The sequence below is a fragment of the Stenotrophomonas sp. AS012628 genome (genome assembly GCF_010608305.1).
Classification (GTDB): Bacteria; Pseudomonadota; Gammaproteobacteria; order Xanthomonadales; family Xanthomonadaceae; genus Stenotrophomonas; species Stenotrophomonas geniculata.
In genome coordinates this window covers 1-13,810 of record NZ_VMBJ01000007.1, presented here as the reverse complement: position 1 = coordinate 13,810, position 13,810 = coordinate 1, and the positions used below count along the sequence as shown (strand labels likewise).

Sequence of the window (13,810 nt, the reverse complement as noted above, 5' to 3'; positions counted from 1 at the left end):
CAAACGAACCCGATGACCCGCCATTCCGCCCTTTGCCTTGCTGTCTGGATGGCGCTGCCGCTGTCCGCCCACGCTGCTGCCACTGCCGCACCCGATGCGCGCGAATTCGATCGGGTGCAGGTCACCGCCACCCGCACCGAGCGGGCCGTGAGCGACGTGGCGGCCACCGTGGACGTCATCGACCGTGAGCAGATGGACCGGCACCTGGTGCAGGACATCAAGGATCTGGTGCGCTACGAACCGGGCCTGTCGGTCACCCGCAGCGCGACCCGCTTCGGCCTGGATGGTTTCCGCATCCGTGGCCTGGACGGCAACCGCGTGCGCATCCAGACCGACGGCATCGTCATGCCGACCCGGTTCGACATCGGTTCGTTCGCCAGTTCCAACCGCAACTTCACCGACCTCGATACGCTCAAGCGCGTCGAGATCGTGCGTGGCCCGGCCAGCTCGCTGTACGGCTCCGATGCACTGGGCGGCGTGGTCGCGTTCGTGACCAAGGACCCGGCCGACTACCTCAAGGACGGCAAGAACAGCTACTTCGGCCTGAAGTTCGGCTACGACGGTGAGTGGAAGGGCCTGCTTGGCGGTGCCACGGCGGCCTTTGGTGGTGACCACTGGAGCGGCCTGGTCAACGTCAACCACCACCAGGGCCAGGAAACCGACAACAAGGGCACGGTGCGCAGCGACAACGACACCCGCACCGCGTCCAATCCGCAGGATCGCGACGGCCGCAGCCTGCTCAGCAAGCTGGTCTATGCACCGAGCGAGGACCAGCGCTTCCGCCTGACCGTGGAAGGCAACGAAGACACCACCGATACCAATGTGCTGTCGGCGATTGCCAGTGTTGCGCCGCGTCCCGGCGCGACGGCTGCGGCCACTGGCATGAAGTCCCACGACACCCAGAAGCGCAATCGAGTGTCCTTCGCCCACGAAATGGATGCGCTGGACCAGCCGTTCGCCGACAGCCTGCACTGGCAGGTGTACGCGCAGAACAGCGAAACCCGGCAGCAGACCGACGAAACGCGCACCGACGGCACCCGCCGCCACCGCGTGTTCTCCTTCGACCAGCATGCCTATGGCCTGCAGGCGCAGTTCAACAAGGCGTTCACCACCGGCAGCGTCGAGCACGCAGTGACCTACGGTTTCGAAGGCACCCGTACCGAGATCCGCCAGAAGCGCGACGGCTACCAGGTCAGCAAGGCGGGCGTGGTCAGCAACACGGTGCTGCCGGACACCTTCCCGGTGCGTGACTTCCCGATCAGCAAGACCACCGAGCTGGGCCTGTATGCACAGGATGAGATGCGCCTGGCCGACGGCAAGCTGTCGCTGGTGCCGGGCGTGCGCGTGGACCGCTACGAGCTGAAGCCGGAAGTGGACAGCATCTTCGCCGAAGACAACCCGACCACGGCCGTGGCGCAGCTGAAGAAGACCAGCGTGTCGCCGAAGCTGGGCATGGTCTGGCGCTTCACCGACCAGTGGTCGCTGTTCGCCGGTTATGCGCGTGGCTTCCGTTCGCCGCCGTACAACGACGTCAACATCGGCCTGACCAATGTCGCCTTCCGCTATACCGCCATCGCCAATCCGGACCTGAAGCCGGAAACCAGCGACGGCTACGAACTGGGCCTGCGCTTCATCGCGCCGGCGGCGTACGTCAGCGTCAGCGGCTACTACAACGACTACAAGGATTTCATCCAGTCCAACGTCGATACCGGCCGCAACGCGCAGGGTTTGACCGTGTTCCAGTCGCAGAACATCGCCGAAGCACGCATCTATGGCGCGGAAATGAAGGCCGGCATCGAGTTCGGCGAGCTCAGCCCGGCGCTGAAGGGCTGGGCGCTGCGCAGTGCATTGGCATGGTCGCGTGGTGACAACCGGACCGATGACGAACCGCTGGCCTCGGTCGATCCGCTGCGTGGCACGCTGGGCCTGATGTACGACACCGATACCTGGGGCGTCGAACTGGCCGGCACCTTCGTGCAGCGCAAGAAGCGCCTGCCGCCGCCTGCTGCGCAGACCAATCCGAACGCACCGGCACCCTTCGTCTACCAGCCGGCCGGCTATGGCGTGCTCGACCTGATGGCGCACTGGAACTTCGCACCGGGTGCAACCTTCAATGTCGGCGTGTTCAACCTGGCCGACAAGCGCTACATCGAATGGTCGTCGATCACCCCGAGCCTGATCACCAATCGCGCACTGAGCGATCGTTTCAGCAGCCCGGGCCGCACCTTCTCCGCCAGCCTTGCCGTTTCCTGGTGACCTCATGAGCCGAGCACTGTCCGCACGCAGGAATGACTCCATCGCCGCGCCGCACAGCGCGGCCTGGCCGACCCCGGCACAGCTGGCCACGCTCGGCACCGTGTTGTGCCTGTACCACGCCGACGGCAACGAGCTGGGTGGCTGGCGCCAGGCCGTACGCGTGCACGCCTGCCAGGGCGTGGACAGTGAAGGCCTGCGCGAGAGCCTGTGTTTCCTCGATGGCCGCGGCCGCTGCGTGTGGCGTTTGTACCTGCTGCCCGACAGCGACTTCCTGGCCTGGGACCGCCTGGTCGCGGCGCTGCCGCCGGGACCGGAACACGACAGCGATGGCAGCGTCGGCGAACGACTGTGGCGGCGCCTGGCCGGCCATCTCGGTGGCCAGCGCTGGCGCCTGTGCGCGCTGCGCCTGCATGCCGCCGACGACGGGCGCACCCTGGCGGCCAGCCTGTCGACCCTGTCCTCGCTGGGCGCGGCCACCGCCCGCCGCATCGCACGCCTGGAAAACGCTGAAGGCGAACTGGCAATCGACGACTGTTGTTGTGCCGACGCCGCCCGGCGCCAGGCGCCACGGATTCCCGGCGACCTGCCGCTGATCCGCCTGTGACCCTCTCCTGATGGAACGCCCGTTGGCCACGGATGGCCCCTCAATGAATCTGCACCCCCGAAGGAAGACCCCGATGAAGCTCCAGACAGCCAGCGCCATGCTGCTGCTCGCCGCCAGCGGCGTGGCCAGCGCGCAGCCCTCCGATATCGCCCGCGACCACGACAGCATCCTTGCCATGCAGGGTGAGTACACCGTGGACTTCGCGTTCGACGAGACCGTGCTGCTGAAGACGGGCTACGAGCGTGCACCGGCGATGCGCAGCGGTGGCAGCGAAGTGGTCATCGTGGTCGAGGACACGCCGAAGCGCATCGTGCTGCAGCACCTGCTGCTGGACGAGAAGAGCGGCCACATCACCAAGCACTGGCGCCAGGACTGGGTGTATGAAGCACCGAACCGTTTCGAGTTCAGTGCAGACCAGACCTGGAAGGTGCGCAGCATTCCGGCGGCGGTGAACCAGGGTGCGTGGACCCAGTGCGTGTACGAAGTGAGCGACGCACCGCGCTACTGCGGCACGGGCACCTGGAGCTACACCAACAACGTGCCGAGCTGGACCAGCGACCTGAGCTGGCGCCCGCTGCCGCGCCGTGAGTACACCAAGCGCAGCGACTACAACGCGCTGGCCGTGATCAACCGCCACACGCTGACCCCGAACGGCTGGACCCACGAACAGTTCAACACCAAGGTGCAGCGCAACGCCGACGGCAGCCAGGTGGAGATCGCACGCGAGTTCGGCTTCAACGACTACGTGAAGACCACCGAGATCGACTTCACCCCGGCGCGCGACTACTGGAAGGCGACTGCCGGTTACTGGGCCAAGGTGCGCCAGCGCTGGGACGGTTTCCTGGCCCAGGCCCCGGGCGTGCACCTGAAGACCAGGATCGACGGCATGGCGATGATCATTCCGCTGTTCACCCAGGCCGAAGAAATCCAGTCCGGCAAGAAGGTGAAGGACACGCAGATCGACGACGTGTTCGCCAAGTACGTGGAAAAAGCCCAGTAGATCCACGCCATGCGTGGATGTGCTTGTTCCTTGAACACTGGCAACGCCGTCATGTGCTCTTGGTAGGTGCCGAGCTTGCTCGGCACGCGCCCCGGTCCAGCGCCGCCTCAGGCCTCGCGCAGGGCCAGTGCCGGTGGCGTATGCAGGATCGCCCGCGTACCCCACCAGCCCGCCAGCAGGCTCAACCCGATACCGACCACGCCGCCGATCAGCAGGCCCGGCCACGGCGGCAGCAACGGCAGCTCGAACACCTTCTGCGAGACCGCCACACCGATGGCGGCCGCCGCCCCCACCGCCAGCAACGCGGCCAGGGTGCCCAGCGCGCCGAATTCCACCAGCACCGCGCCGCGCAGCTGCCGCCGGGTCGCGCCCAGCGTGCGCAGCACCGCGCTGTCGTAGCGACGCTCGCCCGCCGTGGCCTGCAGCGCGGCCAGCAGCACCAGTACGCCGGCCAGCAGGCTGAACACCATCACCAGCTGCACCGCCTGTGCCACCCGTTCCATCACATCGCGCACCTGCGAGATCACCGCATCCACGTCCAGCAGCGACAGGTTCGGCTGCGCGCGGACCAGCTCGCCCAGTCCGGCTGCCTTGCCGGCCGGCAGATGGAACGCCGACAGCAGGTTGTGCGGCGTGTCGCCCACCGCATTCGGGTTCAGCAGCACGAAGAAGTTCGGGCGGAAGGTGTTCCAGTCCGCCTTTCGCACGCTGGTGACAGTGAACTCGCGTTCCTGCTCGCCCACCGCAATGGTGATGCGGTCACCGGGGTACACGCCGTAGCGCTTGGCCCAGCCGATCTCCACGGATGCCTCGGCAGCGGTGCTGTCCGGCTTCCAGAACGTGCCATTGACCAGCGTATTGGCCGGCGGGAAGGTGCTGCGCCAGCTGAAGTTCAACGGCCGGTTCTCGTCATCGTCATCGCGCTGGCCGCCCTGCGCCGGTTGCCCGTCCTGTCCGGGCTCGCGATCCACGCGCAGCGGCGGCTTGCCGTTGATGGCGATCAGGCGCCCGGTGGCCATTGGTTCGATGCTGGCGTCATTGGCACCCAGCCCACGCAGTGTTGCCAGCACGCTGTCGCGCTGTTCGGGCTGGATGTTGATCAGGAAGTAGTTGGGTGTGTCTGCCGGTAGCCGCTCGCGCCACTGCTGCAGCAGGCCGGGGCCGGTCACGGCCAGCAGCAACAGCGCGCACAGCGACAGCGACAGCCCGACCAGCTGCATCACCGCCAGCAGCCGGCGCCGGGTGAGTGCGGCCAGGCCCAGTCGCCAGTTGCCATGCAGGCGATGCTGCAGGCTGCGCATCAACTGCAGCAGCACAAATCCGACCACACCGGCCGCCACCGCCAGCGCGGCCAGGCCACCCAGTACCCACAGCGCCAGCTTGAGGTCACCCGTGACCTGCACCGCCAGCACCAGGCTGGCCCCCAGCGCGGCCACATAGGCCAGCAGCGAGGCCGGTGGCAGCGTGGCGAAGGAACGGTTGAGTACGCGCATTGGCGGCACCCCGCGCAGGCGCAGCAGCGGTGGCAGGCCGAAGCCGAACAGCAGCAACAGGCCGATGCCGGCACCGGTCAGCGCCGGCATTGCCTCCGGCAGTGGCAGGCGCTGCGGCACCAGGCTGCCCAGCACCTGTACCAGCCCTTCCTGGGCGGCCATGCCCAGGCCGATGCCAAGCGCACAGGCCGGTACTGCCAGCATCAGCAGCTGCAGTGCCAGGCCGAGCAGGATGTCGCGCTGGCGCGCACCGAGGCAGCGCAGGATCGCCACCTGGTCGATGCGGCGCAGGGCGAAGCGGTTGGCCGCCAATGCGGTGGCCACGCCCGCCAGCAGCACCGCCAGCAGCGCGCTCAGGCCGAGGAAGCGGCCGGCCAGGTCGAAGGCCTGGCGCACGCCGCGCTGGGTGTCATCCACGCTCAGCAGGCGCAGGCCCTTCACCTGTGGCAGCAGCCACTCGCGCAGGGACGCGATCTGCCCCGCCGGTCCCGCAAACATCAGCCGGTAGTTGATGCGGCTGCCGGGGCCGAGCAGGCCGGTGCCCTCCACGTCAGCACGGTTGACCAGCAGGGTGGGGGATAGGGTCAACAGGTCGCCACCGGCATCCGGCTCGGCCTCGATGATGCCGGCGATACGCAGCGTGCCGGCGCCGAATTCGAGGTCATCGCCGGCCTTCAGCCCCAGCCCCTGCAGCAGGCGCGGGTCGGCATAGGCCTGGCCCTTGGGGGGCATGCCGGCCTCGGCGATCAGCGCGCCACCGGGCGTGCTGCGCACCCGCAGCGTGCCGCGCAGTGGATAGCCCGCCTGCACCGCTTTGATGCTGGCCATCTGGCTGGCATCACCGTTGAACAGCACGCTGCCGAAGCTGGCGATACGGGTGAAGGCCAGTCCACGCCGCTGCGCCTCGTCGGCGAACGCCTGCGGCGGGTCATCGCGCCCGGCAATGCCGAGGTCACCGCCGAGCATTTCCGCTGCGCTGCCGGTCAGTGCCAGGTTGACCCGGTTCACCAGCGTGCCGACTGCGGTCATCACTGCCACGCCCAGCACCAGTGCGGCGAACACGGTCAGCAGGTCGCCGGCCAGCGCCTCGCGGCGCAGCGCGCGCCACGCGTGCCGCAGCAGGTTCATGCCTGCGCCCCACGCTCGACCGGCAGCAGGCGGCCGTTGTCGATGCGGTGGATGTACTGGCAACGCTGGGCCAGGCGCAGGTCGTGGGTGACCAGCACCAGCGTGGTGCCGCTGCTCGCGTTGAGTTCGAACAGCAGGTCGCTGATGTGCTGGCCGGTGGCGTGGTCCAGCGAGCCGGTCGGTTCGTCGGCGAACAGGATGCGTGGGCGGGTGACGAAGGCGCGCGCCAGTGCCACGCGCTGCTGCTCGCCGCCGGACAGCTGGCGCGGGTAGTGGCGGGCGCGATGGGCCAGGCCGACCTGGGCCAGCACTTCATCGACCCGTACGCGGTCCTCGCGCCCGGCCAGCTCCAGTGGCAGCGCCACGTTCTCGGCGGCGGTCAGCGCCGGCAGCAGGTGGAAGCTCTGGAACACGAAACCGACCTCACGTGCGCGCAGCTGGGCACGTGCTTCCTCATCCAGTGCCGCCAGATCCTGCCCGGCCAGGCCTATGCGGCCGCGGCTGGGCAGGTCCAGCCCGGCCAGCAGGCCGAGCAGGGTGGTCTTGCCGGAACCGGAGGCGCCGACGATGGCCGCGCTGGTGCCTTCATGGACGGTCAGGGTGATGTTGTCCAGTATGTGGACTTCACCCTCCGGGCCCTGCACGGATTTGCCGACCTGGTCGACGGCGATGGCAACGGACGCGCTGCGGGGGGACAGGCTGTCGATGAGGAGACTCCAATGCGCAAGACGGGATGGAGCCGGCGAGCCGGCGTGATGATGGTGCTGCTGCTAGGGTTCCTGCTGCTGCCCGGGCTGGCCTGTGCCAAAGGTCCGGCCGGCACCGTGCTGGTCCTGGGCGACAGCCTCAGTGCAGCCCACAATATCCCCGTCGACGCCGGCTGGGTCAGCCTGCTGCAGCAGCGGGTCAGGCAGCAGTCGAAAACCCCGGCACGCATCGTCAACGCCAGCATGAGCGGGGAAACCACCGCCGGCGCGCTGACCCGCCTGCCGGGCCTGCTGGCGAAGGAAAAACCGACCGTGGTGGTGATTGCCCTCGGCGGCAATGACGCGCTGCGCGGACTGACCCCGGCGCAGGTGCAGGGCAACCTGGAAAAGATGGTGCAGGCCAGCCAGAAGGCCGGGGCCAAGGTGCTGCTGCTGGGCATCGACGTGCCGCCCAACTACGGCCCGGCCTACCGCCAGCGCCTGGCCGCGGCCTACAAGGCGCTGGCCACGCAGTACAAGGTGCCGCTGCTGCCGTTCCTGCTGGAGGGCGTGGCCCTGCAGCCGGGCATGATGCAGGCCGATGGCCTGCACCCGACCGCACAGGCGCAGCCGAAGGTGCTGGACAACGTCTGGCCGCTGCTGCGCCCTCTGCTCTGAACGATTTACTTCCCTCTTGACGGAACTTCACATCGCGTCCACCGTCGATCCGGCATGTTTCACAAAGCTGAAGTTAGAGGGAATCACATGCGTCAGACGAAGGAGACCTCCGGCTTGGTGCTGGTGGTCGAAGACAACCGCAACATCTCCGAGATGATCGGGGAATACCTGGAAGGTCGCGGCTTTGAAGTCGACTATGCACAGGACGGCCTGGATGGCTACCGCCTTGCGGCGGAAAACAGCTATGACGTCGTGGTGCTCGACTTGATGTTGCCGCGCCTGGATGGCATCGAAGTGTGCCGTCGCCTGCGCAACGATGCGCGCAAGTCCACCCCGGTGCTGATGCTCACGGCACGCGACACGCTGGACGACAAGCTCACCGGCCTCGGTTTCGGCGCCGATGACTACCTGACCAAGCCGTTCGCGATCCAGGAGCTGGAAGCCCGCCTGCGCGCGCTGATCCGCCGCGAACGTCGCCAGGTGGGGTCGGAAGTGCTCAAGGTCGCCGACCTGGTGCTCGATCCGGTCAGCATGCGTGCCACCCGTGCCGGTACCGAGCTGCAGCTGTCGCCGATCGGCCTGCGCCTGCTGACCATCCTGATGCGCGAATCGCCGCGCGTGGTCACCCGCCAGGAGATCGAACGCGAGATCTGGGGCAACGGCCTGCCGGATTCGGACACCCTGCGCAGCCATCTGTACAACCTGCGCAAGATCATCGACAAGCCGTTCGACCGTCCGCTGCTGCATACCGTGCAGAGTGCCGGCTACCGCATTGCCGACATCGCCCAGCCGATGGCCTGAGCAGGCCCGCGCCGGTGCAGCCGCAGGCCGGGCCGGGCTGCGGCCCGGCACAAGGGCAGGGGATGATCGTCCGGCAGTGCCGCCGGTCATCGCCCGTGCATCCCAACGGCGCGGTGCGCTGCCTATAATCGCAGCGCTCTGACCGGGACTCCGCAATGCCGCACGGCCTGCCGCGCAAGATCCGTATCGCTTTCATCCTGCAGGCAGTGCTGGCCAGCCTGGGCATCCTGCTCGGTGCGTGGCTGGTTTCGCTGGTGATCAAGCACAGCCTGGTCGGCGCCGCCCTGCGCGAGGAGGCGGCGTACTTCTGGACGCTGCACGAGGCCTCGCCGGTACAGCCTCCACCCAACACCCAGAACATCCGTGGCTACCTGCTGGAAAGCGGGCAGTCGGCCCTGTCGCTGCCGGCCAACCTGCGCAATCTGGAACCCGGCTTCCACGAACTGCCCAAGGACGACCAGCTGGTGCTGGTCGATGTGCGCCCGGCCGGCCGCCTGTACCTGGTGTTCCTGCGTTCGCGCGCGGAGATGCTGGCGTTCTGGTTCGGCATCGTGCCGGTGCTGCTGACCCTGCTGGCGGTGTATGGCGCCAGCTGGGTGACCTATCGGGCCTCCAAGCGCCTGGTGTCGCCGGTGAACTGGCTGGCGCGGCGCGTCTCACGCTGGGATCCGGGCCACCCGGAGGCAGCCGACCTGGAACCGAACAAGCTGCCGGCGGACATGCAGGGCGAGACCCGGCAGCTGGCGGCCGCACTGCATTCGCTGGCCAACCGGGTCAGCGCGCATGTGGCGCGCGAGCGCAATTTCACCCGCGACGCCAGCCATGAACTGCGCACACCGCTGACCGTCATCCGCGTCGCCAGCGACATGGCACTGGGCGATGACAGCCTGGAGCCGCGCCTGCGCCGCAGCCTGCAGCGCATCCAGCGTGCAGGCCGTGACATGGAGGCGGTGATCGATGCCTTCCTGATCCTGGCACGCGAGGCCGACGTCGAGCCCCAGGTCGAGCTGTTCGACGTCAACGACATCGTCCGCTATGAAGTGGACAACGCCAACGAACTGCTGGGTACGCGCCCGGTGTCGGTGCACCTGCACAGCGATGGCCCGGTGCAGCTGCATGCGCCGCCGCGGGTGCTGCAGGTGGTGGTCAGCAACCTGGTGCGCAACGCCTGCAGCTACACCGACGAAGGGCGCATCGACGTGCAGGTGCACAACGACCGGGTGGTGGTGCGCGATACCGGTATCGGCATGTCGGCCGACGCGCTGTCGCGGGCCTTCGAGCCGTTCTACCGTGCCGAGCCGAGCCGTCCGCAGGGCACCGGCCTGGGCCTGTCGATCGTGCGCCGGCTGTGCGACCGCTTCGGCTGGAAGGTCAGCCTGGCCAGCGAGCCAGGCCAGGGCACCGAGGCCACGGTGGTGTTCCGCTGACGCGGCACCTGCTGCCTCGGTAGATGCCGACCTTGGTCGGCGCTTTCAACAGGATTCACGCCGGTGCCCTATGCCAACCAAGGTTGGCATCTACCGGAGCGCGAGCGCGTGGCGCCCTCCGGCGCCCGTCCGCCTCAGTTGCAGTTGACCTTCGGCGCCAGTGCCTTGGTCCAGATGTCATAGCCGGCCGGGGTCATGTGCAGCATGTCCTCGCGGAACAGCGACGCATCCGGCCGGCCATCGGTGCCGAGCATGGGTGTGTAGACGTCGGTGAAACCGGTGTTGGGCAGCTTGGCCAGGGCGGCCTTGATCAGCGCGTTGGCCTCGTTGATCGCCGGCAGCAGATGCGCACGCGATGGGCTCGGCTTGATCGACAGGTACTCGACCCTGGTCTTCGGCAGGTCGCGGTGCACGCGCTGCACGAAGGCAACCACATCGTCGCGCACCTGCACGGCGCTGCGGCCGCTGTTGAGGTCGTTGTCACCGGCGTAGAAGAACACCTTGCACGGCGCATACGGCACCACGATGCGGTCGGCATACCAGGTGCTGTCGCGCACTTCCGAACCGCCGAAGCCACGGTTGAACACCGGCTGGCCGGGGAAGTCGGTGGCCAGGCTCTCCCAGAAGCGGATGGAGGAGCTGCCGATGAACTCGATGCCACCGCGCGGCGGCGGGCTGGCCTGGTCGGCGCTGGCGAAGCGGGCCATGTCGCCGGCCCAGGCCACGTTGGAGACCTGCTCGGGCACGCGCGGCGGCTTGGCCGGGCTCAGCGCCTGGGCCAGGGGGGCGGCGGTCAGCAGGCCCAGCATCAGCAGGCAGGTACGGCGACGGGACATCAGGCGCTCCAGCAGGGAAGGGGACAGCCATCATAGAAGCTGGGGCGGGCCGGGGCTTGCCCCTGGCAGTCCATTCACCGGGCCGGTGCCGGGATGCGGCTGGCGGCCTTGTGGCAAAATGGCGGCCATCTGCCTATCCCTGTGCACCCATGATTCCCTGCCGTGCGTCTGAGCGGTCGCTGCGCCGCGCCCCTGTTGCTGGATGTTCCACCCGTGGCTGATCAGTTCGGCCATCTGCCCCGCGGCCCGCGCCGCATCGTCCAGGCCGCCCGCTGGTCCTGGCAGGGCCTGCGCGCCGCCTGGCTGCACGAGTCCTCGTTCCGGCTGGAGGTCTACCTGCTGATTCTGCTGACCCCGGTCGCGATCTGGCTGGGCCAGACCCCGGTCGAGCGCGCGCTGCTGATCGGCTCGATGCTGCTGGTGCTGGCGATGGAACTGGCCAACTCGGCCATCGAAGCGGTGATCGAACGTTACGGCAGCGAGATCCATGAACTGGCCGGCCGCGCCAAGGACATGGGCTCGGCGGCGGTCTTCGTGCTGATGATGAACGTGCTTCTGTGCTGGGCGCTGGTCGTGGTCCCGCATGCAATGGCCGGCAATTACGGCTGATCCCCATTCCCCCACTGCCCTGAAGAGTTTCCATGTCCTTTGAGTTCCTCGCCGACCCCAATGCCTGGGTGACCCTGTTCACCCTGAGCGCACTGGAAATCGTGCTCGGCATCGACAACCTGGTGTTCATTTCCATCGCCGTCAGCAAGCTGCCCGAAGAGCGCCGCCCGTTCGCGCGCAAGCTCGGCATCGCGGTGGCCTGCATCACCCGTATCGCCCTGCTGGTGTCGCTGGCGTATCTGGCACACATGGCGGCCAACCTGTTCACGGTGGCCGGCATGGGCATCTCCATCCGTGACCTGGTGTTGATCGTCGGCGGCCTGTTCCTGATCATCAAGGGCTTCATGGAGATCAAGGAACTGATCAGCGGCGGCGAGGATGAAGATCCCAGCACCACCAAGGCGTCGGCCGTGTTCGGCTACGTGATTGCGCAGATCGCGGTCATCGACATCGTGTTCTCGCTGGACTCGGTGATCACCGCCGTCGGCATCGCCGACCACATCCCGGTGATGGTCGCCGCGATCCTGCTGTCGGTGGCGGTGATGCTGCTGGCCGCCAACCCGCTGGGCCGCTTCATCGATGCCAACCCGACGGTGAAGATGCTGGCGCTGGCCTTCATCCTGCTGATCGGCGCGGTGCTGATCCTGGATGGCCTGGATGTGCACATTCCCAAGCCCTACATCTACGCTGCCATGGGCTTCTCGGTGCTGGTGGAGTGGCTGAACCTGCTGATGCGCCGCCGCGCCCGCGAACACAATGTGCCGGGCGCCGGTAACTGGTAAGCGCGCTGCTGGCGTGTGCGTCCCTCAGAACCCCCGGCCTGGCCGGGGGTTCTGCGTTGTGGGGCCCGGTTCTACACCGGCGCTGCGGTTTTTGCATCTGCAGCGGGGTTGCTGCCGCCACTTGTGAACCAGGATCAACAGTGTTTTCCCGGGGCGAGGCTTAATCCGGAACAGCAGAGCGCGCAGGCTACGCACTCCCGATTCCCGCCCCCAGGAAAACCTCCCATGAATTCCAGAGCCGCCTTGCTGGCGCTTGCCGTCGGCGCCTTCGCCATCGGAACCACCGAGTTTGCGCCGATGGGCCTGTTGCCAGTCATCGCCGACGGCGTGGGCGTGGGCATTCCCACCGCCGGCATGCTGATCACCGCCTACGCCGTGGGCGTGATGCTGGGGGCCCCGGTAATGACGCTGCTGATGGGACGGTTCGGCAAGCGCACCGCGCTGATGCTGCTGATGTCGATCTTCGTGGTCGGCAACCTGCTCTCGGCACTGGCCCCGAACTACGGCCTGCTGCTGCTGTCGCGTCTGGTCACCAGTCTCAATCACGGTGCCTTCTTCGGCATCGGTGCGGTGGTCGCCGCCAGCCTTGTGCCGAAGGACAAGCAGGCTGCTGCCGTGGCCACCATGTTCATGGGCCTGACCATCGCCAACATCGGTGGCGTGCCGCTGGCCACCTGGGTGGGCCAGCAGCTGGGCTGGCGCCTGTCCTTCGCCGGGACTGCGGTGCTGGGCCTGGTCGCGATCACCGCGCTCGGCTTCGCGCTGCCGGCGTCTGCGCCGGGTCCGCGCCCGGACGTGCGCCGCGAACTGAAGGCGATCCTGCAGCCGCAGGTGTTGCTGGCGATGGGCACCACGGTGCTCGGCGCGGGCGCGATGTTCACCCTCTACACCTACGTGGCGCCGGTGCTGACCGAGTTGACCGGTGCCTCCAATACCTTCATCGCGATGTCGCTGGCGCTGATCGGTATCGGCTTCACCTTCGGCAACGGCATCGGCGGGCGCATGGCTGACTGGTCGCTGGATGGCGCCACGCGCATCCTGCTGGCGGTCCTGGCCGTACTCATGTTCGTGCTGCCACTGGCCTTCATGCACCACGCTACTGCGGCGCTGGGCGTGCTGCTGTTCGGCGCGGCAACCTTTGCGATCGTGCCGCCGCTGCAGATCCGGGTGATGCAGGCGGCCAGCGAGGCGCCGGGCCTGGCGTCGTCGATCAACGTGGGTGCGTTCAACCTGGGCAATGCCGTGGGTGCCGCGCTGGGCGGTGCGGTGATCAGTTCGGGCCTGGGCTACGCGGCAATTCCGGTGGCCGGTGGCCTGCTGGCGGCATCGGGCCTGCTGCTGGCATGGCTGGGGCCTCCGCGCACTGCGGTGGCTGAGGCTTGCTGAGGAGTGTTGGATTCCGGCAGGGCTGCGCCCTGCACCCGCAGAGGCAACGTCAAAAGCTGGGCTACTGAGGGATGGCGGGGCGGGTCCGGTGGCGGGGGACGCCGTAAACCCGTCCCAGGGGGCT

12 protein-coding genes are annotated in these 13,810 nt (G+C 67.8%); 9 read left to right on the top strand and 3 right to left on the bottom strand.

Features of this window, described 5'->3' with window-relative positions; translation table 11 throughout:
• The first annotated feature begins 48 nt into the window (after positions 1-48).
• From G5A07_RS05230 to G5A07_RS05220, 3 genes are all read left to right on the top strand, one after another.
• Positions 49-2,256, top strand: coding sequence for a TonB-dependent hemoglobin/transferrin/lactoferrin family receptor (locus G5A07_RS05230; RefSeq protein ID WP_191862999.1), 2,208 nt, complete (start codon positions 49-51; stop codon positions 2,254-2,256).
• A 4-nt stretch (positions 2,257-2,260) separates the two neighbouring features.
• The gene (locus G5A07_RS05225) at positions 2,261-2,860 is read left to right on the top strand and encodes a hypothetical protein (protein WP_043398020.1); all 600 of its coding nucleotides are present in this window, start codon (positions 2,261-2,263) and stop codon (positions 2,858-2,860) included.
• Between the two features lie 73 nt (positions 2,861-2,933).
• Positions 2,934-3,860: a DUF6607 family protein gene (locus G5A07_RS05220; protein ID WP_191862967.1), complete on the top strand. Its 927-nt coding sequence runs from the start codon at positions 2,934-2,936 to the stop codon at positions 3,858-3,860.
• Between the two features lie 107 nt (positions 3,861-3,967).
• Here G5A07_RS05220 and G5A07_RS05215 read toward each other — a convergent pair whose 3' ends face one another.
• Positions 3,968-6,481, bottom strand: a complete 2,514-nt coding sequence (locus tag G5A07_RS05215) for an FtsX-like permease family protein (RefSeq protein ID WP_191862966.1) — start codon at positions 6,479-6,481, stop codon at positions 3,968-3,970.
• Positions 6,478-7,125, bottom strand: a complete 648-nt coding sequence (locus G5A07_RS05210) for an ATP-binding cassette domain-containing protein (protein ID WP_010481858.1) — start codon at positions 7,123-7,125, stop codon at positions 6,478-6,480. The genes G5A07_RS05215 and G5A07_RS05210 overlap by 4 nt, the downstream gene beginning before the upstream one ends.
• A 75-nt stretch (positions 7,126-7,200) precedes the next feature.
• Between G5A07_RS05210 and G5A07_RS05205 the strand changes: the two genes are divergently transcribed.
• From G5A07_RS05205 to G5A07_RS05195, 3 genes are all read left to right on the top strand, one after another.
• Entirely contained in the window at positions 7,201-7,845 is a 645-nt protein-coding gene (locus tag G5A07_RS05205; RefSeq protein WP_043398033.1) for an arylesterase, read from the top strand.
• An 87-nt stretch (positions 7,846-7,932) separates the two neighbouring features.
• On the top strand, positions 7,933-8,646 hold the full coding sequence (locus G5A07_RS05200) for a response regulator transcription factor (protein ID WP_002811889.1): 714 nt from the start codon (positions 7,933-7,935) through the stop codon (positions 8,644-8,646).
• A gap of 155 nt (positions 8,647-8,801) precedes the next feature.
• The gene (locus tag G5A07_RS05195) at positions 8,802-10,073 is read left to right on the top strand and encodes a HAMP domain-containing sensor histidine kinase (protein WP_109815231.1); all 1,272 of its coding nucleotides are present in this window, start codon (positions 8,802-8,804) and stop codon (positions 10,071-10,073) included.
• A 134-nt stretch (positions 10,074-10,207) separates the two neighbouring features.
• On the opposite strand, the gene G5A07_RS05190 is transcribed toward G5A07_RS05195, so the two are convergent.
• On the bottom strand, positions 10,208-10,909 hold the full coding sequence (locus G5A07_RS05190) for an SGNH/GDSL hydrolase family protein (RefSeq protein ID WP_125437488.1): 702 nt from the start codon (positions 10,907-10,909) through the stop codon (positions 10,208-10,210).
• A gap of 213 nt (positions 10,910-11,122) precedes the next feature.
• Here G5A07_RS05190 and G5A07_RS05185 point away from each other — a divergent pair, with 213 nt between their 5' ends.
• The 3 genes from G5A07_RS05185 to G5A07_RS05175 all read left to right on the top strand — a co-directional run bounded on the left by G5A07_RS05185 (position 11,123) and on the right by G5A07_RS05175 (position 13,686).
• Positions 11,123-11,518: a diacylglycerol kinase gene (locus G5A07_RS05185; protein WP_010481854.1), complete on the top strand. Its 396-nt coding sequence runs from the start codon at positions 11,123-11,125 to the stop codon at positions 11,516-11,518.
• Between the two features lie 32 nt (positions 11,519-11,550).
• Positions 11,551-12,300, top strand: coding sequence for a TerC family protein (locus G5A07_RS05180; RefSeq protein WP_043398043.1), 750 nt, complete (start codon positions 11,551-11,553; stop codon positions 12,298-12,300).
• Positions 12,301-12,525: 225 nt separating this feature from the next.
• Positions 12,526-13,686, top strand: a complete 1,161-nt coding sequence (locus G5A07_RS05175; RefSeq protein WP_191862965.1) for an MFS transporter — start codon at positions 12,526-12,528, stop codon at positions 13,684-13,686.
• The last annotated feature ends 124 nt before the right edge of the window (positions 13,687-13,810 follow it).